Raw genomic sequence first — 24,774 nt, 5'->3', positions numbered from 1 at the left:
TACTATTTATTTAGTAACCTTTCTACTACATTGTTTACGTCGTAATCTACTTTTCTTACGACAACCCCTGATTTTTCTAATAACTCTCGAGCATATTCATTATTTCTATAATCATTTGCATAGCAAATTTCTTTTATCCCTGCTTGAATTATAGATTTTGTACAATTCAAACATGGAAAATGTGTAACATAAATAGTTGCACCTTCAGTTCCAACACCGAACTTAGAACATTGTAAAATTGCATTTATTTCAGCATGAATAGTTCTTACACAATGCCCTTCTACTACTTTACAACCAACATCTATACAATGTTCATCACCTTTAATAGAACCATTATAACCACCTGAAACTATTCTCTTGTCTTTAACTATCGTCGCTCCTACAGATAATCTACTGCAAGTCGATCTAAGCGATAATAGATGGCTTTGAGCCATAAAGTACTCATCCCAACTAATTCTCTGCATAACTATACCTCTATTTTATCTTTAATTTTCTCAAAAGTAGCTTTTCCAATACCTCGTACTTTTGTGATATCTTCTTTCTTTTTAAAATCCCCATTTTTTTCTCTATATGAAATAATTGCTTCAGCCTTTGTTTTTCCAACTCCTGAAATTTTCATAAGTTGCTCTAAATTAGCAGTATTAATATTAATCACATCACCACTAGATGAACTAGTACCACTATCAGATATTTGTTTCGGCTTTTCACCATGTTTAAGGATATAAATAACCATCTGATCTTTTACTTTTTGACTCAAATTCAAAGTAGAAGTATCAGCATCATCTAAAAGTCCACCGGCTTCTTCTATTAAATCTTTTACCCTTTTATCTTTTGTCGTTTCAAATACCCCAGGATGTTTTACTGCACCTTTTACATCAACAAAAATCTTTTCATCGTGTTTATCTTCAGCTTTTTCATCCTTAATATTAGTCTCATTACTAGTATTAGAAAAACTAACACCACTATAATCTTCTGTCTTACTCTGATTAAAATAAAACAAACCACCGATTATTACTACAAGACTACACACAAACGCCAAAATAATAGATTTAACATTTTGTCTAAAAAATAATACGACATCTTCCTTTTTAATATTCATATGTCTCTCCCCCTAGTACCTATATTATATCATTAAATTTATTATATTAGTACTGAAAACCTAATTATAGTACATTATTTATATTTCATGTATTTTATGTTATACTGATAAAAAATCACAAGATTCAAATTATAAAAATAGGAGAAACATTATGGCTAACGAAATGAATTTATTAAACTGGACATTTTTTAGAGAAGTTGCTATTCCTCAAGATATAGTAAACTTATTAATAAACGGTGAACAACCTGTCGCAGCTTTCGCAACAATAAGAGATGTTGCTGTATTTACAGACAAAAGACTTATTGTAAAAGATGCACAAGGAATTACAGGGAAAAAAGTAGAAATTTATTCACTACCATACTCTTCAATAATAATGTGGTCGACTGAAAATGCCGGTAAAATCTTCGACTTGAATGCTGAAGTAGAACTTTGGACTAAAGTTGGAAAAATTAAAATCAACCTTAAAAAAGATATCGATATTCGTAGATTTGATACATTACTAGCACAGTACATACTGTAATCTTATAACTTAAAGTTAAAAACTAAAAATCCTAAAAACTAGAGTTTTTCTCTAACTTTTAGGATTTTATTTTATATATTATTATAGTTGAAGTTTTTCTCCATCTTTATATACTTCGTCGATAATTGCTCCACCTAGACAAACATCTCCATCATAGAAAACAACCGCTTGTCCTGGAGTTACAGCACGTACTGGTTCTTTATAGACAACTTTTACTTTGTTATCTTCTAATACTTCTACTTCTACTTCAGTATCTGGTTGGCGATATCTGAATTTTGCAGTACATGTGAATTTATTAGGTTGTGGATTTTTCGTCGTGAATGATAGTGAACTAGCTAGTAAACTGTCTGAATAAAGTTTTTCATTATGGAATCCTTGGCAAACGTACAGTATATTATTTTCAAGGTCTTTACCACATGCAAACCATGCTTCACCTTCTGTATCTTTAGTTCCACCAATACCTAATCCATGACGTTGACCGATAGTATAGTGCATTAAACCAATGTGCTCTCCACGAACATTACCATCTAAATCAACCATTTTACCACCTTGTGCTGGTAAGTATTGAGATAAAAATTCTCTAAAGTTTTTCTCACCGATGAAACAAATACCCGTTGAGTCTTTTTTCTTCGCTGTTGCAAGACCCGCTTCTTCTGCAATCTTACGAACATCTTTTTTCTCTAGTTCTCCTACAGGGAATAGAATATTTTTAATTTGATGTTGTTTTAATTGAGATAAGAAGTAAGTCTGATCTTTATTATTATCAACACCACGTAGCATTAAACGTTCTCCATCAACATCTTTAACTCGCGCATAGTGCCCAGTCGCTACATAATCTGCACCTAAATCTTCAGCATATTCTAAGAAAACTTTAAATTTAATTTCTTTATTACACATAATATCTGGGTTTGGTGTACGACCTTTTTTGTATTCATCTAAAAAGTAAGTAAATACTTTATCCCAGTATTCTTTTTCAAAGTTTATAGAGTAATATGGAATATCTAATTGTTCACAAACTTTAATTACATCTTCGTAATCTTTTTCTGCAAGACAAACTCCTCTATCATCTTTTTCTTCCCAGTTTTTCATGAAAACACCGATAACATCATATCCTTGTTGTTTCAACAAATACGCTGTTACAGATGAATCAACTCCACCACTCATTCCAACTACTACTTTTTTGTTGCTATTCATTATTAGTTCCTTTCTTTAATTCTTTGCTCTAAAGTTACAATCTTTTCTATAACTTCATCAATTAATTCTTTGCTTGTATCAAAACCAACACTAATTCTAACAGAATGTGCAGCACGTTCAATATTATACATTTCTGTAATTATACGACTTCCTTTAATATTTCCTGAACTACAAGCAGATCCACCAGAAATATAAATGTCACGAGCATCTAGATATGTAATCAGTCGTTGTGCTTCTATATTTTTAAAATAAATATTTAATATATTTGGCAATGAATTTTCTATTGAACCATTAACTTCAAATTCAACTCCATTTTTTTCAAGTTCAGAAATAAAGTAATTTTTCAATTCTCTAAGAACTGGAATTGAATTTAGGGTCTCTGATAAACAGTCATTAAGAACTAGTATCCCTAGTAAATCAGTTGTCCCAGAACGAAGACCATTTTCCTGACCTCCACCTAATAATAATGGTTCAACATCTCCATCTTTTGCGTATAAAAATCCAAAATTATTAAGAGAACCCAATTTATGAGCAGACGCTGAAGCAAAATCTAATCCCAATTCTTTCACATCTATTGCGACTTTTCCTAAAGCTTGGACAATATCGCTATGTAATAGTATGTTTTTATCAGCAATAAGTTCTGAAACTTCTCTTAAAGGATTTAGAACCCCAGTTTCATTGTTAGCAAGCATAATTGAAATTAATACCGTCTTAGAATTAATCTTCTCTTTCAATTCATCTAGCGATATAGCTCCACTTTCATCTACTGATAATTCATGAACCTTAAATCCAAATCTTTCTAATCTCTTAGCACTTGCTTTAACAGAAGGATGTTCTATAGATGAAATTATTATTTCTCCAGTTTCAAATCTAGTCAACACATGATTAAATACTGTATTATTACTTTCAGTACCACCAGAATTAAAAATAATTTCATTACTACTTGCATTTAGAGCTTTAGCTATTTTCTCGCGATCTTCACGAACTAGCCTATCATTTTTCTTTCCGAGAGTATGGCTACTACTTGGATTAGCATAGACTTCTTTTAGTATATTCATATTTTTTTCTATGATATCAAAATGTTTTCTTGATGTTGCTGCGTAATCTAAATAAATATTCGCCATATCATCGCCTCCTAATATTGATCATATTATATTTTAACATAAATAATGGTCAAATAAAATCAAAACCACTTTGTACTTTATAAATTTATTAGATATAAAAATTATTAATCCCTTTCTTATCAATATAGAAAGGGACTAATATTAATTTTATTTAGTTTTTTTCTCCTAGTTTAATTATAGCTATTATTAATATTGCCAATACTCCTGAAACATATAAAAATATATTTTGTTCCTCTAAAATAGGAGTATTAATCACTCTTGGTTGTGTGTATACTAAATAACAAAATGTCATTGGATAAAATAGAAGTTTTACAGATCTTATAGCACTAACTTTCTTTAATACTCTAACACTACTAACAATCAGAACAGTTACCAGAATATACATCCAATCAATTGGTAGTTTTCCGAAAAAGTAAGCAGGTATGATACAAATAAAACTCATGAAAGCTATTATTTTAAAGATTATTGTATATACTGTATACATAAAATCCGCAGAATTTTTTAATTTGAATAAGCCATTAACCTTTATTAAAATACCAGTATAGATTGCTATAGTAAGCTTAATTTCATTACTAATACTATAGTTAAATCCTTGTGTAATGAGTGTAGTAATATTCATATACAGATACATTATTATAATCGGAATATATGTCCAAACATACGCTAGGAATTTACTATTTTCAAAATATGGTACTTCCCATTCCCAGATGTACTGTCTATCAATTACTTCAAGAATAACGGCATTTAAAAAAGTCCCTGCTATTAAATTAAAAAGAACCTCTTCAAAATTTCCACGAGCTAACATTAACATTATAAAATTAACGATTACAAACAATCCTACTCCCAAGAAACCTGCAAAATATAACACTATCATTGCTGGTGTATTTTTAGAAGCACTCTGTCCGTTTCTATTAAGATACTCTGTATTTTCTACTACCAAATAATTATAAATATTTGAAATACTTGAATTATCTTGTTTATTTTTTAATATCCCAGCCAACAGCGATCTTATTGGGAAAAATTCAATTTTTGTAAAGTCTATATTACAAATTTCTATCCAAAAATCATCATTCATTTCTGTATCCTTAGAAACTATTTTTGACAATTCTCGCATACTTTTTAAATCATTAACGTTTTCTTTCAACTTCTCGACTAAAAATAATGCTTGTCTACGATTTTCTTCTAGCTTTTTTTCATTAATATTATTCACTCTTCAACTCTCCTATTTCTTAATAGTTATTTAAATATAATAATTTTCAACATCTTCTAACATCTTTAATCCTAACTCCTCGAATTTTTTATCTTTAACACGTTTCGTATAGTTTAAAATACCTAATGCCGAGATAAAAATCATGCAGTACTCTAGTTCCTCAGAAAGAACTTCCTCATTTGAATGTTCATAATAATGTTTTAAAAATAGCTCTTTTTTTAATTTATCATTATCTAAATCTTGATAGAAATATTTAATAAAATCTAAATAATAACTAGCATATTTAACTCTTTCGAAATCAATTAATACTAAAGTATCATCTTTTCTCATAATATTTCTAAGACCGAAATCTCCATGAATTAAAGCTAGTGTATTTTCATACTCTTCATCTAATCTACTAATATTTTTTAAAAATTTAGAATGAAGCTTACTTATTTTAGTATACTCTTTTCTATCAGCTAATCTATATACATTTTTTTCTAGAATTTTTTCCAATGAAATTTCTTTGTCATTTTCAATTGGGAACCAATCTCCTCTATGAAAATCAGATATTAACACTGCTATTTTTATTATATCTTCATCATTTATGCTTTCCTTATTTAGTGGAGTAAAATCTTCATATTTCAATACTAGTGCAAAATACTCGGGAAAATCTAGTAAAAAATTACTTTTATTTCTTAAAACCTTATACTCTAGTCTATATTTTAATGGATCTTTAAAAATTTTAACGAATACCCGTTTTCCTAATCTTTTAGAAAATCCTATAAAATGCTTATTTTCAGAAATATGATTTATTTGTTGCAAATTAGTATCTAATAATTCATCAAGTTGTCTTTTCATAATTACACCAAAACATTTATAAAAGGGAGTAACTCAAAAATCAATTTTGTCGAGTCAGTTCTCTTTTAATACTTATCCTCTGACTTCTTCTAAGTCTAATGTTGACTTCGCATTTAACGTTAATGGATTAGCAAATATGTTATTTTTATAATAATAATATCCTACTGCTCCCATCATCGCAGCATTATCACTACAATAACTCATTTTTGGAATAAGTACTTCTACTCCTAATTGATGTTCTAATTCTAGGACTTGCTTACGAAGTTCACTATTACCTGCAACACCACCTGCTAAAATCAACTGCTTAACACCTAGATTCACAATAGCTTTCTTAGTTTTTGCGATTAAAACTTCAACTACCGCTGTTTGGAAGCTGCATGCTAAATCTTCAGGTACAATTTCTTCTCCTCGTTGTTTTGCATTATGTACAAAGTTAATCACTGCTGACTTCATACCTGAAAAACTAAAATTATAATCGTCACTATCTATCATTGCACGAGGGAATTTATACTTATCTTCACCCAACTTAGCTAGTTTATCTACTTTAGGTCCACCAGGATATTCAAGATTTAACTGTCTAGCAACTTTGTCATAGGCTTCACCTACAGCATCATCATGAGTAGAACCGATTATTTCAAAATCAAGTTCATCTTTTAAATATACAAGTTCAGTATGTCCGCCACTAACTACAAGTGCTAGTGATGGGTATACTATATTATTATCAATATTACTAGCATAGATATGACCTGCAATATGATGTGCTGCAATTAGAGGTTTATCTAAAGCATAACTTAATGTTTTCGCCACATTAACACCAACTAGTAATGAACCTATTAATCCCGGTCCTTGTGTTACACAAATTGCATCTATTTCATCTAATGCTGTTTTTGCTTCTTCTAGCGCTTCTTCAACAATTTGCATCACTACTTCTATATGTTGTCTACTCGCTATTTCAGGTACTACCCCGCCAAATTGCTTATGAGTTTCAATTTGACTACTTACAATATTCGATAGTACTTCTTTACCATTTTTAACTACAGCTACACTAGTTTCATCACAACTTGTCTCTATAGCTAATATAGTTACATTATCTAAATCCTTAAATTTTTTCATTGCTAAAATCCCTTATCATTACATAAGCATTTTCGCCATTATTTTTGTAATAATTCTTTCTTATATCAATAGTACTAAATCCTGCTTTTTCGTATACAGTTATTGCAGGCATATTACTTACACGTACTTCTACAATCGCTTTTTTTACACCTTTTAATTTTAAAAGTTGCATAACATAAGTGAAGAAAATTTGACCTAGTTTTTTATTTTGGTGAGGTTTGTCGATGACTATTTTATTAACTTGATATTCATCGGCAACTAACCAACCACCACAAAAACCAATAATTTCATCATCGTTAAATAACCCATAGTATTCTGCATTAGTATATTCAAGTTCAGACTTAAACATATCTTTTGTCCATGCATCATCAAAATTATCAATATCTATCTTTGATAATACATCCAGATTACTTATATCAACTTTATCTACTTTTATCATTTTCAAGTTCCCTTTCTGCTTCAGTTTTTCTTAAATATTGTGGTTTCATATTATAACAATCCACTTCTTCTAATGAATCATATATTTTTACAACATTAGCTGCTCGAACCATTTCATCATTTTTTAATCCATCAAGAAGAAGTTCATTTAATTTTTCTATATCTTTACTGATGTATACAAATTCTTTGTTCTGAGAAACAAGAAAATCATTGATTTCTTCAAGTGAGTAATACCCTTCTTCTAAAGCTTCTATTAGGTTGCCCCCAATATTTTCATATACTGCACCAAAAACATTACCACGTCGTGCATCAATAAAAGGAACAAGTAGCTTATTACTATCAAACTCCAATAACGCCTGTAATTTTAAAGAAGAAACTTTTTTCAGTTTAATCTTTAGTGTATAAGCTAATGTTTTACATACTGCTGCGACTACACGAATTGCTGTATATGAACCTGGCCCTTCACTTGATATTACTTCTGTTAAATCTGTTTTTTTCTTATTAGCTTCTTTTAAACAATTATCGATTTCTTCTAAAATAACTGCAGACAGGTTATTGCTACATACAAAGTTTCTTTCAGCTAGAATATTTTCATCCTCGAAACATGCAATTGAACATACACCATTCGAAGCTTCTACAATTAAACTTACCAATTTTCACGAATCCTTTCTTCTATTTTTTCATATTCACCATTAGAGATAATTTCAACTTCTCTATGATCCTCTACTAATCGAATATTAAAAATTAGTCTCTCTTTTGGTAAAAAGTCTTCAATAAACTCTCCCCACTCAATAACACTAACATTATCTTCAAAGAAAATATCTTCAAAACCTAGATCCTCATCGCTATCTTCTAAACGATAAGCATCTATATGAAATAATTTCCCATTAGGATATTTATATTCTTTCATTATATTAAAAGTTGGTGAATTAACTACACTCTTAACTCCTAAATATTCTGCTAAATATTTAGTAAAAGTTGTTTTCCCTGCCGCTAAATCTCCATTCAACAGAAGTACTAATCTATTATCAATACCTTCACTAACTATTTTTGCTAAACGTTTAGTATCTTCTAAATCTTTTATTACTATTTTTAACATTATTAAACCTTCTAAATCTTTATTTATATACCAACTACTATAATATCATATTTACCAGTATATTCCAACAACTAAAGGTATAAATAATATTTATAGAAATAATCATTTATCATAAAAACAAGCGTCTTTTTCTACATTAATCATTCGCTAAAACTTACACCTACTGATAATATAAAATAACGCCAAGATATTTCTATCTCAGCGTTATTATTACTCATTTAATCCGTCGTTAAATCAAATTTTATTTTACTACTCTTACTCTTGATGTTCTTTCAATTGGTGCAGCTTCTTGTAATTTTTCACCAAATGGCATTTGAGCACGTAGTACAAAGTTTGCTGGAATATCCCATTCAGCAGCAACTTTTTCATCGATAACTGGGTTATAGTGTTGAATGTTAGCTCCAACTCCAGCTTCTGCTAATGCATTCCATACTGCAAATGATGCAATTCCTGTTGATTGTTCTGACCAGATTGGGAAGTTTTCAGCATATGCTGGGAATTGTTCTTGAAGTCCTTTTACTACATCGTGATCTTCGAAGAATAGAATTGTTCCATATGCTGCAGCAAAGCTATCGATTTTGCCTTTTGTAGCTGCTTTAGCTTCTTCTGTTGGTAAGAATTTTTCTAATTCTCCGAAAGTAATATCCCAAAGTTTTTGGTGATTTTCACCTAATAATACTACTGCGTGTGCAGTTTGTGAGTTAAATGCACTTGGTGAGTATTTAACTGCATTATCAATAATTTCTAATGCTTCTTGTTCTGAAATCGGTAAGTTTTTACCTAGTGCATATATACTTCTTCTGTTTTGATATAAATTTTTTGCTTCTGTCATTATTATGTCCTCCGTTTTTTGGCTATTGCCAAACTTTATTATTTGTTTTATAATTGTTATATATATAATTATAATATTTACCAAAAAAATAACAAGTACGTTTTTTAAATATAGTAAGTATCTTTTAGGATAGAATTGTATAATACCAATGAATTTTTAAGGAGATTTTTTATGGAACAACAAGAACCTTTTGGAAAATGCCCTTTTTTTACAACTCAAAAAATATTGTCTGGTAAATGGACAATACTAATTCTTCACCTACTTGAAGATAAAAGTATTAGATTTAATGAGTTACAAAGATCACTAGGGACAATTACACAAGCAACGTTAACAAAACAATTAAAACAATTAGAACAAGATGGATTAATAAATCGTAAAGTTTATGCTCAAATTCCACCAAAAGTTGAGTACAGCTTAACAGATATTGGAAAAAAATTCCAATCAGTACTTAATGAATTAGAAATTTGGGGTAATGACTATATTGAATATTTAAAAGAAAATAAAGAAGCAGTGTAAGGCTATGGATAAATTAAATGAAATTAAATCAAAACTTCACCTACTTTCAGATGAACAATTAGATATAATACATAGACTTATTTCAACTTGGAAGATTGAAGACAATAAAATTCAAACAGATGAAAATCTTGTCAAAAAAATATATGAAAGTACAATTTCACCTATAGAAGATCCTTTAAAAAATTATTCAAAAGAGGAACTTTTAGAAGAGTACGGGGTGTTATTTTATAATCCTCAAGAATCAGCTAATGAAAATTTTGGAGAAGTTTCAATAGAGTATAATTACGAAGAAAGCACACAATCGCAGGAGCCTAACTATTACAGTGAAAGTAGTAAGTTTTTGAATACTAATGGAAATGAGATTAACAAAGATTCTTCGAGACAACAGTTAAATACTAGTATAGATGATTTTGATCCATTATTCCCTGACACTGACTTTGATTCATTAACTGGTCTTAATAAAAGTAAATACGATGACTTAGATTTTTCAGCATTAATTTCTAAAAAGCCAAATTAAATATAATTCAGAAAAAAGCTCTAATTAGAATTTATTAGAGTTTTTTTGTCGGTCTAAAAAATTGAAAAAATCCAACAAATAAAATATTCATAAAATAAAAAAGAGAAGCAAAATTTTATGCTTCTCTTTTTTTAGGAATTATTTTTCTTTGCGACGTTTCAATACTGAAAGTGCTAGTCCAAATATTGCCAAACCATAACCAGCAATAGAATTATTTCCTAATCCTGTATTTGGTAATTTTTCAATTTTGTTAGCATTAACTTTTCCAGATGAAGTATTTGTCATTGGCTCTTTGACAGTGCTTGTTTGATGAGGATTTACGTTTGAATTATTATTATTATTATTATTATTTTCAGGCACTTTATGTTTTTCAATTACTTTTACTGGTACATTAACTATAACTTTTTGACCATTAGGCAACTCTATTTCTACAGGTACAGATGGTTTTTCACCCGCTGTATCAGTTTTTGGAATTTCTCCCACTTTTGTAATCTTCCATCCTTCTGGTAGATCTACGTGTTTTTTAACGTCATTTTCTGTAATAGGTGTTCCTACTTCTACAACTATAGGTGTTACATTCGGCGTTACAATTACTGGCACATCTACCGTAACTTTTCTACCATCAGGTAATTCTATTTCAACAGTTACTGAAGGTTTATTACCTGGTGTTTTAGTTGTTGGGATTTCTCCTACTTTCGTTATTTTCCATCCTTCTGGTAGATCGACATGTTTTTTAACATCATCTTGTGTTATTGGAGTACCTACTTTAACTACTATTGGAGTAGTTTTTGGTGTTACAATTACTGGTACTTTTACAGTAACACGTTTTCCTCCTGGTAATTCAATAACTACTGGAATACTAGGTCTTTCACCTGGAACATCTGTTGAAGGTTTATCTCCAATACTTATCACTCTACCACCTTCTGGAATCTTAACATGTTTTTCAACATCTTCATTGGTAATCGGATCACCTAGTTTCTTAACTATATCTTTTATTGGCGTAACGTTTACAGGAACTTCTACCTCTACTTGTTTTCCATTTGGAAGTTCAATTTTCACTTTAACAGTTCCCTTGTCTCCTGGTGTATTAACTTTAGGAATTTCACCTACACCAATAATTTTTCCACCTTCAGGGACTTTAACATGTTTTTCAATATCTCCTCTAGTTAAAGGTGTATCGGTAACAGGAGTTTCTATTCCAGTTGCTGGAGTTACAGTTATAGGCACTTCTACTGTTATTACTTTTCCATTTGGTAATTCCACAGTTACTTTTACTGGATCTTTCTTACCTGGTGTTGTTAAGTCTGGAATATTTTCTACTTTCGTTACTTTTCCACCTTCTGGTATTTTTATTCCTTTAGTGTAGTCTTCTGGTTGTAGTGGCGTTTTAGTAACTGGAATTTCTAAACCTTTAACAGGTGTAACAGTTACAGGGATTTCTACTGTTATTACTTTTCCATTTGGTAATTCCACAGTTACTTTTACTGGATCTTTCTTACCTGGTGTTGTCAAGTCAGGTATATTTTCTACTTTCGTTACTTTTCCACCTTCTGGAATTGTAATTCCTTTAGTGTAATCCTCTGGTGTAAATGGTGTTGTTGTCACTGGTGTTTCTATTGGTTTCACTGGTGTCACATTTACCGGTACTTCTACTGTTATTACTTTTCCGTTTGGTAATTCTACAGTTACTTTAACTGGATCTTTTTTACCTGGTGTTGTTAAGTCCGGAATGTTTTCTACTTTCGTTACTTTTCCACCTTCTGGTATTTTTATTCCTTTAGTGTAGTCTTCTGGTGTAAATGGTGTTGTTGTCACTGGTGTTTCTATTGGTTTCACTGGTGTCACATTTACTGGTACTTCTACTGTTATCACTTTTCCATTTGGCAATTCTACTGTTACTTTAACTGGATCTTTTTTACCTGGTGTTGTTAAGTCCGGTATATTTTCTACTTTCGTAACTTTTCCACCTTCTGGAATTGTAATTCCTTTAGTGTAGTCTTCTGGCTTAAATGGTGTTGTTGTCACTAGTGTTTCTATTGGTTTCACTGGTGTTACATTTACTGGTACTTCTACTGTAACTACTTTTCCATTTGGTAATTCCACAGTTACTTTTACTGGATCTTTTTTACCTGGTGTTGTTAAGTCCGGTATATTTTCTACTTTCGTTACTTTTCCACCTTCTGGAATTGTAATTCCTTTAGTGTAATCCTCTGGTGTTAGTGGTGTCTTAGTTACCGGTGTTTCTATTGGTTTCACAGGTGTTACATTTACTGGTACTTCTACTGTAGTTGTTTTTCCATTTGGTAAGGTAATTGTAGCAGTTATAGGCGCTTTCTTACCTGGTGTTGTTAAGTCCGGTATATTTTCTACTTTCGTTACTTTTCCACCTTCTGGAACTTTGATATATTTAGCAATATCATCTTTCTCTAAAGGAGTATTTGTTACTGGCGTTTCTATTGGCGTAGGTTTTGCTTCTACAACTTTAATAGTCGCTGGAACTTCTACTAATACTTTTCCGTTTTTATCCTTAACTAACACTGTTACTGGTTTATCACCAACAGTTGTTGCATCAAACGGTTCTTTTTGTCCCTCTGGAACTTTGTATTCAAATGTTGAACCTTCTGGATAATCACTTGGAGTAATACTGTATCTTGCTTGTGGTTTTTCAGTTGGATTTACAGGAATTAATTGTTCCTTGCCTTCAACTACTTTTACTTTCGCTGGTACATCTACAAGCTTATCTTCTCCATCTTTTGCTTCTACAATAACATCTTTTTCTCCTGGGCTAGTTGTATCCACTGGAGTTTTATATTTGAAAGTTACTCCATCTGGATATTGTTCAGGATCAATACTCTTAGATGCATCTGGTTGTTTATTATCTTTATCTACTGGTACATATTGAGTTTTAGGCTCTACAACCATTATTTTAGCTGGTATTTTCGTAATAACCTTATCCCCAATTTTGGCTACTACTACGACATCTTTCTCTCCTGGTGTCGTTGTGTCTACTGGAGTTTCATAAGAGAATTCTGTATCTTTAGGGAATGCTTTAGGATCAATACTTCCTTCTACAGCTGGTTGTTTTTTATCTTTGTCTACTGGCACAAACTGTGGATAACTTTCTACAACACGCACAGTTGCAGGAACTTCTGCAATAGGATTACCATCTTTATCTTTTACAATGACATTGACAGTGTAATCACCTGGAGTTGTCGTATCTACAGGAGATTTTGGATCATATTCAAATGTTGAACCATCTGGATATTCAGTTTTATCAATACTGTTTTCTGGATTTGGTTGTTTATTATTTTCATCCACTGGAACGATTTGTGGAACTCCCTCTACAACAGTTACGGGCACTTTAACAACGGTTGTTTTTTCTTTTCCATCAACAGTATATTTTACTGTGACATTTACATCTGTATCATCTGATAAATCTGGACTTTCCACATTTTCATCAATACTTACATTCGTAACATTTTCTGGAAGTTTTCCTTTAAATGTACCATCTGCAATAGATTCTTTTGCTTTAGCAAGAGCTTTTTCTTTTGCTTTTTCCTTGTCACTATCTTTCGCAACAATTATACCTTTCGGTGTTGGTTTTGGTAAAACTGTTACTTTAACTTTTACTGGTTCTGTTAATGTTTCTCCATTTTGATCTGTGTAAGTCACAGGTACAGTCACTTCTTTGATACCTGGTTTAGCTGTAATGTCTTTAGCTAAATCTTTTGGCTCACCTTTAGTTCCCTTTTCACCAGGTGTTACAACATCAGTTATATCCTTAGCAGTTAATTCATCTCCTTCAAAGACAACTTTAGATGTTGGAGTTGAACCAACTACATTTACTGGAACCTCGACGTCAACTGAAATGTCATCAATAACTTTTCCTGTAGCATTATCTCTATATTTGACTTTTACTGTTACTGGAGTTTGTTGACCATTTTCATCCGTTTTTGGAGTAACAAGAGCATCGTCAGTTACAAATGGAGTTACCCCTTCAGGAACATTTGTTAATCCATCAATTGCTTTTTTAACATTTGCTCTAATAGCATCAATTAATTTTTCATTTGGTGTACCATTTAAGACTGTAACACCTTTTGGTACTGGTTTTGGAAGAACTTTAACAGTCACCTCAACAGGTTCATCACGTTTAAATTTATCTGCTCCATAAGTAACCGTTACTGGAACTTTAATCTCTTGACCTGCTTTTCCAGCTGTAGAAATACTACTTACATCAGGATTAGTAACTTTACCATCTTTACCAGGTGTAACAGCTCCGCCTACTTTTTCTGCAGATGGTTTATCACCTTCTACTACATAAACTGGTGTTGTAGTTGAGACACGTGGCTGAACTTTAATTGTAAATTCTTGAGTTATATTATCATTTGTATCTTTCTTCGTATCAAATACTGGGTCTTTATCAAATGGATTATCAACGATATCATATCCCATTGATTTTAATACATCGATATGAGCTTGTACATTACTTTCAGGAATTGTTTCTCCTGATTTACCAGTTAGCGTCAACGCATGGTCAGTTAACTCAGTTTCTGTTTTAGTTTTTGGATCTACAGAAATGAATTTAACCTTTGCTTTTTGATCATCTTTATCATACGTAATCTTGATATTTGCTTTTGGATCTGTAATTTTCGGTGGTTTATATCCTTGTTCTGGATTTGCAGGATTTACTGGTTCTAATGGTGTACCATTTCCATCTTTCGGAGTATATCCATCTTTATGAGGAATAATTTGCGTAATTTCTCCTGTTTTCGTTGGATCGTTTGGATCATTAGGGAATGGAATCGGATCTCCATCCTTACCAGTTGTTGGATCAACTGGAATCCAACTTCCAATCTTCGTATAAGTAACTTTATCAGTTTCATCAGGAATTACTTTTGTATCTTTTGCAGGGGTTACTGCTTCTTTCGCTGGAATTTCTTTTTTATCAGCAATATATCCTGGTAAAACATCTACGCCAACTTTATCCCATGTTTTATTTGTACTTTCCCAATCTGTATAAGTTACTTCTTTAGTAACAAGATTTACTGTTGCTTTTCTTGTAAATGTTACAGTTTGTTCTGTAGAATCTTTAGCTTTTTCTTCAGGTGCTGTATCTGAATCTTTCTTCACATAAGAAATCACACGTTTAGCAGTTGTATTCAAATCAGACTCTTTTAATCCCTCAGGCCATTTCAATTCTGGATTTTCTCCATTTGGGTCTACTGGACTATCTTTTTCATGAGGTGTTGATGAAGGAACTTCAACAATTCTAGGTTTTAGAACAATCTCAAAAGTTTGAGAAGGTTTAGAAACTCCTGCCACAGTATCCTCTTGATCATCAAAATTAGGGTGAACTCCATTTATATTATATGAATCACTTTCTATTTCATATCCTTTTCCTTTAAGTTCTTTAATTTTGTTAACAATCTCGTCACTATTTGGTAAAGATGCTCCAGGCTCTCCAGTTAATTCAACTGTAGTTGTACTTTTACCGTCAGTAGTTTTAACTACTACATTAGCTTTTTGATTTTTGGCTACATATTTGTATATAACATCGATAGGATTTTCTGTTAGAGTTCCTGAAGAATTATTTGGTAAATCCGTTTTAACTAACTTATATACGATTCCATTTTCTGTAAATTCTTCATCTGGAGTTACTGAATAATTATTTCCAACAATATTTTCTAATTTTGCTGTTCCATCTTTTATTACATTCTCTTTAATGACAGAAGTTGTATCATTAGCTTTGACATATTTTACAGTTACTTTACCATATTTAGCTTCGTCATAAGCAGCTACAATATTTGAAACAGCATCATACACTGTACCACTAGTTGATGTTCTATTATACGGACTATTTTTTAGGTACTCTTTAAATATATAATACTTATTATCTGCTCCTTTTATAATATATGGTGCCGTGGCTGTTGTTGTTTTTATATTACCATTTTGAGTCTCTATTTTTTTAGTAGTATTATTAGATTCCGTAGCAACATTAACTTCTGTAAAATCTTTTGTTGGCGAAGTAGTTGCAAACTTATCTACCTCAGTTGTCCCATCTTTAACGATAGATTTTGCTTTTAATATCGAATTATTATTTGCAGCATTAACATAACGCATTGCTACGTTTCCAAGTTCCAAGTATTCCGCTAACCAAGTACCATTAGTATCGAATGCATTTTTTTTAGGATATATCCATTCAAATGTCATTGTTGGTGAAAATTGACCATTTAAGTTTCCTTCTTCGCCATCTTTTGTAACAGTAATTTCTTCTTCTGTTGGACCAAACTTCTTAGTATCACTGTGATATAGTTTTAAAGTATCTTTCACTGGTTCACGTGATACACCTAATGCTGCCCAGTCCACTTTATATAAAATCCCTTTACTTGCTTTCCCTTTTACTATTTTAATAGTTACTTCATCTTCTGTTAAATTAGTTACTTGGAAGTATACATCACCTCGAGGTTCTTTTAAAATAACCCCATTTTCATTAACTTTTGAGTTAGCAGTTGTAATGTTATTTTGGACATTTGCTTTAGCTGGATTAAAATTTCCAATTTTAGCAAATTTATTTAAATTCTTATTTTTTAATTTAATTTTTATGGTTGTACCTGTATCATATTCATACTTGTTAGATGCGAGTCTGAACTCTTCATTATGAGATAATAATTCTCCACTTTCACTTATATCCATACTACCAGTTGTCGAAAGTACTGAAGGTGCATTACTTTCTCTATCAACTTCTATATTTGTTTTATTGATAGTATATCTTTTTTCAACGATGGTTTGGTCATTAACCAATATTTTACTTGTAACTTCTTTATCTTCACTAATTTGAGGATAACGTAAACTATAATTATTAATAGAACCTTTAAATGATACGTCAGTCAAGCTTTCAATCGCTGACGTAAATTCGTAAGTAAAACGAGTTTTAGTACCTCTATTTTGAATATGACCAGCTTCTTTTTCTTCTAAAGATACAGAGTCATCACGTTGAGCCCAGAAAGGTGTTTTATTTTGTGTTCCATTTTTTCCATATGTTTGAGTATATAATTCTTCAGTTTTTACTAAATTCGCGAAAGTTTTTCCATCTTTACTTAACGATTTAGGTAAACTGTCTCCATTCCCTAACTCTTCAAAAGTAATACTAAATCTATCTCCCTGTTTATAAGTATTATCTTTAAATTTTAAATTATAACTAATATTGTTTACCCCTGAAAAACTACCCATTCTAGGTTCTGTAGATATCGAACCACTTGCTGTAATTTTTCCTCCATCAATCGCTACATCATTGTTAGATTGTGTTTCAGGTGTTCTAAATCCACTCTCCCCTTTTCCTGGTATAGCTTTCCCATTACGTGGATCATTATTTTTATTAACTTTTTCTTCTTTAGGTTCAGTAGACACTTTCTGCATACTTTCTAGTACAAAAGCTTTATTTTTTAGTTCTACTACTTTTCTATTTATCTCTTCTTGAGTAGCTGTTGAATCTTGCACTAAATTTTGTGCTGATACTAATTCTGATTTAGCTTCTTCTAAAATTGATTTTGTTTTATCATTTATTCCAGCTTTTTCTATGGCAGCTTGCAATCTATTAATTGAATTTTCTAATTCTGATTTATTTACCTGTTTCTCAACTTTTGGTTGTGTAGCTTCTAATGGTTGTTTTGATTTCTCATGTTGTGTTGGTTGTGTTGTTGTTTCAAGTTGAGAGTGATTATCAGAAGTTAATACTTTTGAACTCTTACCTGCTTCTTTTCCAATTACTCCATTACTTGTATTATTTACAGTATTCAAATTTGTATCTTGACTAGTTTTATCAACAGTTACCGTTGTGTTATTTTCTGTATTGTCACTGGCGAATGCATTTGTTCCTAAAAACGCAAAACCAGCAGCTATCAATACCGATGCTGTCCCTACTTTGAATTTTTTTATACCGTAGTAATTAATTTTTTCTTGTTTCTTCTGAATAATCATTTTCTTATTATTCTTACTGTACATTTTTTATCCCCTCCTAAATAAACAATAAAAAAATATAATTTCTAAGTTATTTCAATGTAAATATCTTTACTATTATAATAATAACGGTGTGATTAAAACAATCAATCTAATATAGAATTATTTCATCACTTAAATCAATTTTATCTATTAAATATACTTGTGTCAATAGAATTTTTGATATTTTAAGTATATTTAAGTTATAAAACTACCTTTATTTTCATAATAAAATAGTTGTCTAATTTATAAAATAACATTTTTTATATTAAAAATCAATTTACATAATTTAATCTTTAAAATATCTGCATTAGTTAATTTAATAGACTTTATAAAGTTTACGTATAATATTTATTGATAATCATTTATCAAAAATTTATCATTTTTGATAACGTTTACTATTTTTTTCTATTATAGCCAGATTATTTTAATTTAAAAATCATCATTTAATTTAGGAAATATTTAAATAAAATAAAAAATATCAGTAACCTTGTAAAAAGCTACTGATATTTCCTTTTATTTTAAAATCTTATTTTCTAAATAATCACAATATTTCATTTCTAGACTTTGAACATATAAATTTGGTGCTTTATTTTTTAATTTTCTTGTATCAGCTATTAAATCTAAAGCTTTCTCATCATTTAACTTCACGCCATATTCGTATGTTGCTAAAATATTTTTCGTTTGTGGATTTTTTTGTTTAAGTCTTGCTAATAAAGTCTTATCATTCATAAGTTCTTCTAATAGTTCATCTTCTGGATTCACTAAGCTCATTAATTTTACTAACAATGCCATAAGTTCAATTTTATAAACTGGTAATAAATCGTCTCTTTCAATATATAGTTTTCTTGCCTCATTGTATAAAGCATCAAACTCAAAGAAATATTCTAATCCTTCTAATTTAATAAATTCTAGTGCATCAGTTAAATAATTAGTATTAATTATTTCTAGTGAATTTATTTTTTCTACTATTTCAGGTTTTTCAATTAATAAATTTTTACCAATACTTTGATAATATACATATTCTAATTGTAAATATAGAACAAATCTAGTGGTTTCATCTTTATTAGCATGATAGAACGTCATTCCATCATTGAATCCCATCGGAATCAAGTTTAGAAAAGCTAACGCAAATCCTATTAAAGCAAATAATAATGTATAATAACTTGGTAGAATTAGCCAAAAAACAATAGAAAATACAATATTAAATATAACACCACCTAAAAGATATAATTTATACTTAAACTTCCCTTCAACATATTCAGGGGCTTTCATTAGACACTGCCCACCAGTTCCTGCCAGTCTTTCAAATCTAATTTTAAGTTTTCCATTTTCATCCTTTATAATTTTAAAATCAAACACTCTAAAACTAATAAACTTATATCCTGATAATAATCCAAAAAATAAATGCCCAGCCTCATGAACTATAATATGCAATATGAAGGCTAAAACACCTGCTAATAATAAAAATATAATATTAGGTGTTTCCCCACGTGAAAGTGTATCTCCAGCTATTTTTCCTACAGAGTATCCAACTACTGCACCTATAGCCATAATTCCTACTAGTTGTAACAATCCATTTATAATCTTATTTTTCATAAACAATCCTCCTATTCATCTTTTTCATGAATATAAGTCATCATTTCACTAATATTTTCAATATTTTCATCTACTAAGATATACATCCACTCTCCCATAGCTGTTGCAAATACTCCCGGCACTCTATCGATTAAACGAAGTTCTTTAGAATATCTATTATAAATATCTTCATTAGAATATTTATAAGTATATTTATCACGTCTTGATAAAGCAATACCATTATAGTTATTCTGCACTTTTTTCGGTGAATTACCAACTACAACATCAGCGTACATCTCAAATAAATCACATTCATAAGTGTGATTATATAAATCAACTGTATAACCTCCTGCCACTCGATTATTATACTCTAACGCTATATAATCATTATTCGGAAATTTAAAAAATTCGATATGGAAAAATCTTTCCTTCATTCCAAACTCTTTAACAATCTTTCTACCGTATTCTTTTAATTTTGGATCAATTTCTCTAGAAATAATATTTCCATAATCTAGACCATCGTTTAATAAATCTAAAGTAGGTTTTGTATAATAAAAACTAGTTTCAAAAACAACTTCACCTTTAGAATCAATCAAGCCGTCATACGTACAAAGGACACCATTGTCCACATAACTTTCAAGGAAGTACACAACATCTTGGTTCCATTGATTTTTAAAAATTTCTACATCTTCTTTTGTTAATAGTTTAAATGTATTATTAGCTCCTACTCCATTATCTGGTTTAGCTATTACCGGTAATTTAATATCTTTTATAGCTTTTTCAAGTTCTTTAATTGTTTTTACTGCTTGCCCCTTAGCAACTGGTACTTTGGCTTTAATAAATCTTTCCTTCATTTTAGATTTGTACTTTGTAAAATCTAAATTTTTAGGTTTTAATCCTGGGATATTAAATTGTTCACGTATTATTGAATCTAACGTTAACCAATGCTCATTGTTAGACTCAACCCTATCTATAACACCGTGTTTATATATTAAGAACGCTACACCTCTTAATACTTCTTCATAATTTTCTAAATCGTTTACTTTGTAATACTCGGTTAGAGCATTCTTTAATCCATCAGTTAGATTATCATAATTTTCACTACCAATTCCTAATACTCTAACTCCTTTTTCAACCAATTTTCTTGCAAAACTTTCCTGTGAAGTTGGAAAATTTGGTGATACTAATAAATAATTCATAATAATCCCTTCTTTCCTAATATTATTCATTAGTTTACCATAAACTTCACTAATTTTCCAATGAAAACATAAAAAAAATATGAATCATTCCCTTAATGTTCGGAAAATGATTCATATTTTTTTATTCTTTTACATTTACAGTTAAATTTTGTAAATATGTTTTAAATGATGAGTTAACCTCTTCACTTAATCCTTTAGTAGCATTTAAATCCACTGTTATTTCTACTTTTTCATTATAAGTTTGTGTCATTATTATATTACTTAATACACAAATATTAGAGACTAAACCACAAAACTCTACTTCTTTATAGTCACTTCGTGAAATAAACTTAGCTAAGTCTATACTTCCAAAAGATGTTTTATTAAAGACTTTCTTAGCTTGTTTTTCATAACCAGCTACTTTTCCGTATAGATTATGACCTTCACTATCTATTATACAGTGTTCAATAGGTAAATGTTTACCTTCTCTTGTAGTTAGATAGTTAGTATAATGCGTATCTTTTGTGAAGATTACATCTTGACCAGCTTTTAAATACTCATCAATTTTGTTAGCTATAACTTGATCAAGTTGTTCTGCTGTTTCAAATCCTAAAGCACCATCTACAAAGTCTTTTTGATAATCAACTACTACAAGTAATTTTTCAGTCGTATCATGTTTTAACAATACTCTAAGATATAATAAGAAAGCTACAAATGCTAAAAATCCTAAACAATAAAAAATTATAACAGATTTGAATTTTGGGTGTGCTCTTTCATCTAATACTACAAACTTAACTAAAACAACTGCTTCTAGTAATAAAAGAACTACTAAATATTTCATTCTTTTTCTAAAATATACAGCAAAATCTTTTGCACCTAATTTTTTATAAATTAAGTAGATGAATAATGCTGCTATTGCTAAAATGAACAACATTGTTCCATACTTGTGTAGTAATTTAAATGCATGAGGTGCACTTGGTCCCAATACATAACCTAGTGTTATAAACACAACTACCCAGAATACTCCACCAATTGTTGAATATATATGGAATTTTTTGGCATCTATACGTGAAATCCCAGAAAAATATCCAAGTATATGTCTTACACCTGGTAAAAAATACGCTATAATTATTACAATATTTCCAAATTTATTAAAAAATTCAGCGGCCTTTGTCATCCTATATGGAGTAAGACCTATATACATACCATATTTATCAACTGCTTTTGTTCCTAACCTTCTACCTACTTCGTAAGAAAATTGCATTCCTATTACCGTTCCTAATGCACTTGCAACAATCATCCCTATATAACTTCCATGATTATTATATGCCATTATTCCAGCTACTACCATCATCGTCTCACCTGGTAGAGGTAACGCTGCAAATTCCAAGATAAGCGAAACAAATAATATTATATATACATGTTCAGTTAATAGTTTAAATAACATTTCCATATATAAACTATTCTCCTTTTTTATTTATTTACTAATAAATTATATCATATTTCATACACACTTAAAAGCTAAATTAATAAATTAAATATGATATAAATAATATTGAAAATTATCTTATCATACTTAACTTATAGCTAGTTAAAATAATTTTCTATTTATAGAAAATTAAAACTAGAGCTTTACATCACGTAAAACTCTAGTAACTTATTAATTTCTATTTTCTTTCTTCGATAACTTTTACTAAGTCTTTGATTTGAACGATGTTTTCTGCATCTTCATCAGAAAATTCAAATCCGTATTTTTCTTCAATATCCATTACTACATCAGCAACGTCAATTGAATCAGCATCAAGATCTTCATTTAATCTTGATTCTAAAGTAATTTTATCCGCATCTATTTTAATATACTTAGTAATAATCTCTTTTACTTCTTCGAAAATTGCCATTAATTTGTTTCTCCTTTTTCCATCGTTTCTATCATTATACCATAAAGTTTTGTTTTGTGTATTTGTTTTGCTTGTTGAACTGCATAATATAGTGCATTTTCATCAGCTGAACCATGAATTTTTATACTTGGTTTTTTTATCCCTAATAAGAAAGCTCCACCATATTCACTGTAATCAAATTTCTTTTTGAATTTTGAAATTCCGCTTTTTACTAGTAATGCAGAGATTTTTGTTATCAAGTTTTCTAAGAAGATACCTTTAATCATTTTCCCTAATGAACTTGCTACACCTTCAATAGATTTCAATAAAATATTCCCAGCAAATCCGTCAGCAATAACTATATCATATTTATGCTCAAGAATTTCTCTTGCTTCTATATTTCCTTTAAAGTTAGCAATATCTTCTTTAAGTAACTTATGAGCTTCTTTATATACTTTATTACCTTTTGATTCTTCAACACCAACATTAAGTAATGCTACCGAAGGTGTTTCAATGTTATAGATATATTTCATATATAATTGACCAAGTTTAGCATAGTTTAGCAAATCATCAGGTTTTGCTTCTACATTTGCACCTAAATCTGTAAGTAAAAATTTATGTTCAGATCTTGTTGGTAATAATGATGCTAATCCTGGTTTAGAGATACCCTCAATGCGCCCTAGCATAAATAGCGAACTAGCCATAAAAGCACCAGTGCTTCCACCTGAAATTGCTACATCAATAACATCATTATTTAAATCAGATAACATTCTTATCATAGAAGCATCTTTTTTCTTTCTATGAACACGTGCTGCATCATCAGACATTAGCACCTCTTCTGTACAAACATTCTTAATAATATTTTCCGTTTTAGTTATTTGATTTAAGTTTTCTTCAAGTCCATAGACATAAAGTTCTACTTCGTCATCTTTATAACTATTTACAAAGTTAATAATTCTACTAGGTTCATCTACTCCTAGTATATCAATACCTATTTTCATAATATTATGCACTTTCTTCTCCTATTAATTTAGCTTCAACTACAAAACGGCTTTCCCATTCACCAGTTTGTGGGTTAAAATTATCACATGTAAATAATTTTAATATTTTCGGTTCGTTCTCATGTTGTTCTAAAATTTCAACTTGTGTTGGTACTACATCATAAAGTTTGTTTACTTCATATGTACGTAATTTATCTTTTGAAATAATCTGAATCTTAGCACCATTTTTTATTTTGTTAAGATTATTGAATCTTATTCCAACTCCTTGCACACTGTGTCCTGCGATAACAACGTTTTGAGCATCTAAAGTTGATGGTTCTTGTGATGTTGCTACTCCATTAATTAAATTGATTTCAGTAACATCTTGGAAGATTGGTTCTTCTATATCTACACTATCAATTTTTAAAATTCCTAACATTGAGTCTGTTAATTTAATTTTCGACTCATTATCTGTGAACATTTTTTGCCACCAAGGTATGTCTACTTCACCTTTATTATTTTTATAAGCTGTAATAATCTTATCATTAGCATTTCCTGTTAAATATTCTCTAATTTGATTTTTAAATATTAACACTACTGATGTACATAAAAGTACTACGATAAGAATATTTAAAAAAGTATTTTTTAACTTTTTATTCATTAT

21 protein-coding genes are annotated in these 24,774 nt (G+C 30.0%); 3 read left to right on the top strand and 18 right to left on the bottom strand.

The genetic code is table 11. The features are described from left to right. Nucleotides 1-2: 2 nt before the first annotated feature. Nucleotides 3-464, bottom strand: a complete 462-nt coding sequence (locus tag O3801_RS01890; protein ID WP_003145233.1) for a ComE operon protein 2 — start codon at nt 462-464, stop codon at nt 3-5. A 2-nt stretch (nt 465-466) separates the two neighbouring features. Further along, a complete protein-coding gene (locus O3801_RS01885; protein ID WP_371453878.1) occupies nt 467-1,099 on the bottom strand; it encodes a helix-hairpin-helix domain-containing protein in 633 nt (210 codons plus the stop codon). A 151-nt stretch (nt 1,100-1,250) separates the two neighbouring features. On the opposite strand from O3801_RS01885, the gene O3801_RS01880 reads away from it, so the two are divergent. Beyond that, nucleotides 1,251-1,619 carry a PH domain-containing protein gene (locus O3801_RS01880; protein WP_371453877.1) on the top strand — a complete coding sequence of 123 codons (369 nt, stop codon included), beginning with the start codon at nt 1,251-1,253 and terminating at the stop codon, nt 1,617-1,619. Nucleotides 1,620-1,700: 81 nt separating this feature from the next. Here O3801_RS01880 and mnmA read toward each other — a convergent pair whose 3' ends face one another. The 9 genes from mnmA to O3801_RS01835 all read right to left on the bottom strand — a co-directional run bounded on the left by mnmA (nt 1,701) and on the right by O3801_RS01835 (nt 9,469). Next, the gene (gene mnmA, locus O3801_RS01875) at nt 1,701-2,813 is read right to left on the bottom strand and encodes a tRNA 2-thiouridine(34) synthase MnmA (protein WP_271965772.1); all 1,113 of its coding nucleotides are present in this window, start codon (nt 2,811-2,813) and stop codon (nt 1,701-1,703) included. Between the two features lie 2 nt (nt 2,814-2,815). Then, nucleotides 2,816-3,937, bottom strand: coding sequence for a cysteine desulfurase family protein (locus O3801_RS01870; RefSeq protein WP_371453875.1), 1,122 nt, complete (start codon nt 3,935-3,937; stop codon nt 2,816-2,818). 151 nt (nt 3,938-4,088) lie between these two features. After that, the gene (locus O3801_RS01865; RefSeq protein ID WP_371453873.1) at nt 4,089-5,147 is read right to left on the bottom strand and encodes a hypothetical protein; all 1,059 of its coding nucleotides are present in this window, start codon (nt 5,145-5,147) and stop codon (nt 4,089-4,091) included. 30 nt (nt 5,148-5,177) lie between these two features. Continuing rightward, a complete protein-coding gene (locus O3801_RS01860) occupies nt 5,178-5,987 on the bottom strand; it encodes a phosphotransferase family protein (RefSeq protein ID WP_371453871.1) in 810 nt (269 codons plus the stop codon). 72 nt (nt 5,988-6,059) lie between these two features. Further along, nucleotides 6,060-7,100, bottom strand: a complete 1,041-nt coding sequence (gene tsaD, locus O3801_RS01855; RefSeq protein ID WP_371453869.1) for a tRNA (adenosine(37)-N6)-threonylcarbamoyltransferase complex transferase subunit TsaD — start codon at nt 7,098-7,100, stop codon at nt 6,060-6,062. Next, a complete protein-coding gene (gene rimI / locus O3801_RS01850) occupies nt 7,087-7,539 on the bottom strand; it encodes a ribosomal protein S18-alanine N-acetyltransferase (RefSeq protein WP_371453867.1) in 453 nt (150 codons plus the stop codon). The genes tsaD and rimI overlap by 14 nt, the downstream gene beginning before the upstream one ends. Beyond that, nucleotides 7,523-8,191, bottom strand: coding sequence for a tRNA (adenosine(37)-N6)-threonylcarbamoyltransferase complex dimerization subunit type 1 TsaB (tsaB, locus tag O3801_RS01845; protein WP_371453865.1), 669 nt, complete (start codon nt 8,189-8,191; stop codon nt 7,523-7,525). The genes rimI and tsaB overlap by 17 nt, the downstream gene beginning before the upstream one ends. Beyond that, nucleotides 8,185-8,637 carry a tRNA (adenosine(37)-N6)-threonylcarbamoyltransferase complex ATPase subunit type 1 TsaE gene (tsaE, locus tag O3801_RS01840; protein WP_371453863.1) on the bottom strand — a complete coding sequence of 151 codons (453 nt, stop codon included), beginning with the start codon at nt 8,635-8,637 and terminating at the stop codon, nt 8,185-8,187. Before tsaE ends, tsaB begins: the two co-directional genes overlap by 7 nt. A 241-nt stretch (nt 8,638-8,878) precedes the next feature. After that, nucleotides 8,879-9,469, bottom strand: coding sequence for a nitroreductase family protein (locus O3801_RS01835; RefSeq protein ID WP_371453861.1), 591 nt, complete (start codon nt 9,467-9,469; stop codon nt 8,879-8,881). Nucleotides 9,470-9,640: 171 nt separating this feature from the next. Between O3801_RS01835 and O3801_RS01830 the strand changes: the two genes are divergently transcribed. Beyond that, nucleotides 9,641-9,985: a winged helix-turn-helix transcriptional regulator gene (locus O3801_RS01830; RefSeq protein WP_371453859.1), complete on the top strand. Its 345-nt coding sequence runs from the start codon at nt 9,641-9,643 to the stop codon at nt 9,983-9,985. Nucleotides 9,986-9,989: 4 nt separating this feature from the next. Then, on the top strand, nt 9,990-10,502 hold the full coding sequence (locus tag O3801_RS01825; RefSeq protein WP_371453857.1) for a hypothetical protein: 513 nt from the start codon (nt 9,990-9,992) through the stop codon (nt 10,500-10,502). Between the two features lie 138 nt (nt 10,503-10,640). Here O3801_RS01825 and O3801_RS01820 read toward each other — a convergent pair whose 3' ends face one another. The 7 genes from O3801_RS01820 to O3801_RS01790 all read right to left on the bottom strand — a co-directional run bounded on the left by O3801_RS01820 (nt 10,641) and on the right by O3801_RS01790 (nt 24,771). Next, nucleotides 10,641-18,503: a Rib/alpha-like domain-containing protein gene (locus tag O3801_RS01820; protein ID WP_371453855.1), complete on the bottom strand. Its 7,863-nt coding sequence runs from the start codon at nt 18,501-18,503 to the stop codon at nt 10,641-10,643. 510 nt (nt 18,504-19,013) lie between these two features. Then, on the bottom strand, nt 19,014-20,096 hold the full coding sequence (locus tag O3801_RS01815) for a zinc metalloprotease (protein ID WP_371453853.1): 1,083 nt from the start codon (nt 20,094-20,096) through the stop codon (nt 19,014-19,016). 11 nt (nt 20,097-20,107) lie between these two features. Next, nucleotides 20,108-21,274: an ATP-grasp domain-containing protein gene (locus O3801_RS01810; protein ID WP_371453851.1), complete on the bottom strand. Its 1,167-nt coding sequence runs from the start codon at nt 21,272-21,274 to the stop codon at nt 20,108-20,110. A 121-nt stretch (nt 21,275-21,395) separates the two neighbouring features. Next, complete coding sequence (locus O3801_RS01805; RefSeq protein WP_371453849.1) at nt 21,396-22,706, bottom strand: isochorismatase family protein; 1,311 nt, start codon at nt 22,704-22,706, stop codon at nt 21,396-21,398. A 214-nt stretch (nt 22,707-22,920) separates the two neighbouring features. Further along, complete coding sequence (locus tag O3801_RS01800) at nt 22,921-23,151, bottom strand: acyl carrier protein (protein WP_294683610.1); 231 nt, start codon at nt 23,149-23,151, stop codon at nt 22,921-22,923. Beyond that, entirely contained in the window at nt 23,151-24,143 is a 993-nt protein-coding gene (plsX, locus tag O3801_RS01795) for a phosphate acyltransferase PlsX (protein ID WP_371453847.1), read from the bottom strand. Before plsX ends, O3801_RS01800 begins: the two co-directional genes overlap by 1 nt. Continuing rightward, nucleotides 24,136-24,771, bottom strand: coding sequence for a class A sortase (locus O3801_RS01790; protein ID WP_294683613.1), 636 nt, complete (start codon nt 24,769-24,771; stop codon nt 24,136-24,138). The genes plsX and O3801_RS01790 overlap by 8 nt, the downstream gene beginning before the upstream one ends. Between the last annotated feature and the right edge of the window lie 3 nt (nt 24,772-24,774).

It is taken from the genome of Gemella sp. 27098_8_149 (assembly GCF_041433745.1).
Taxonomy (GTDB): domain Bacteria; phylum Bacillota; class Bacilli; order Staphylococcales; family Gemellaceae; genus Gemella.
The sequence above is the reverse complement of the archived record's forward strand: the minus strand, read 5'-3'. Positions and strand labels throughout refer to the sequence as shown.

What these genes read in the sequence shown, in the direction of transcription:
- O3801_RS01815 (WP_371453853.1), bottom strand. Translation starts at nt 20,096, where the DNA reads ATGAAAAATAAGATTATAAATGGATTGTTACAACTAGTAGGAATTATG.
- O3801_RS01820 (WP_371453855.1), bottom strand. Translation starts at nt 18,503, where the DNA reads ATGTACAGTAAGAATAATAAGAAAATGATTATTCAGAAGAAACAAGAA.
- tsaD (WP_371453869.1), bottom strand. Translation starts at nt 7,100, where the DNA reads ATGAAAAAATTTAAGGATTTAGATAATGTAACTATATTAGCTATAGAG.
- O3801_RS01805 (WP_371453849.1), bottom strand. Translation starts at nt 22,706, where the DNA reads ATGGAAATGTTATTTAAACTATTAACTGAACATGTATATATAATATTA.
- tsaE (WP_371453863.1), bottom strand. Translation starts at nt 8,637, where the DNA reads ATGTTAAAAATAGTAATAAAAGATTTAGAAGATACTAAACGTTTAGCA.
- O3801_RS01860 (WP_371453871.1), bottom strand. Translation starts at nt 5,987, where the DNA reads ATGAAAAGACAACTTGATGAATTATTAGATACTAATTTGCAACAAATA.
- mnmA (WP_271965772.1), bottom strand. Translation starts at nt 2,813, where the DNA reads ATGAATAGCAACAAAAAAGTAGTAGTTGGAATGAGTGGTGGAGTTGAT.
- O3801_RS01825 (WP_371453857.1), top strand. Translation starts at nt 9,990, where the DNA reads ATGGATAAATTAAATGAAATTAAATCAAAACTTCACCTACTTTCAGAT.
- O3801_RS01800 (WP_294683610.1), bottom strand. Translation starts at nt 23,151, where the DNA reads ATGGCAATTTTCGAAGAAGTAAAAGAGATTATTACTAAGTATATTAAA.
- O3801_RS01835 (WP_371453861.1), bottom strand. Translation starts at nt 9,469, where the DNA reads ATGACAGAAGCAAAAAATTTATATCAAAACAGAAGAAGTATATATGCA.
- O3801_RS01890 (WP_003145233.1), bottom strand. Translation starts at nt 464, where the DNA reads ATGCAGAGAATTAGTTGGGATGAGTACTTTATGGCTCAAAGCCATCTA.
- O3801_RS01810 (WP_371453851.1), bottom strand. Translation starts at nt 21,274, where the DNA reads ATGAATTATTTATTAGTATCACCAAATTTTCCAACTTCACAGGAAAGT.
- O3801_RS01790 (WP_294683613.1), bottom strand. Translation starts at nt 24,771, where the DNA reads ATGAATAAAAAGTTAAAAAATACTTTTTTAAATATTCTTATCGTAGTA.
- rimI (WP_371453867.1), bottom strand. Translation starts at nt 7,539, where the DNA reads ATGATAAAAGTAGATAAAGTTGATATAAGTAATCTGGATGTATTATCA.
- O3801_RS01870 (WP_371453875.1), bottom strand. Translation starts at nt 3,937, where the DNA reads ATGGCGAATATTTATTTAGATTACGCAGCAACATCAAGAAAACATTTT.
- O3801_RS01885 (WP_371453878.1), bottom strand. Translation starts at nt 1,099, where the DNA reads ATGAATATTAAAAAGGAAGATGTCGTATTATTTTTTAGACAAAATGTT.
- O3801_RS01830 (WP_371453859.1), top strand. Translation starts at nt 9,641, where the DNA reads ATGGAACAACAAGAACCTTTTGGAAAATGCCCTTTTTTTACAACTCAA.
- O3801_RS01880 (WP_371453877.1), top strand. Translation starts at nt 1,251, where the DNA reads ATGGCTAACGAAATGAATTTATTAAACTGGACATTTTTTAGAGAAGTT.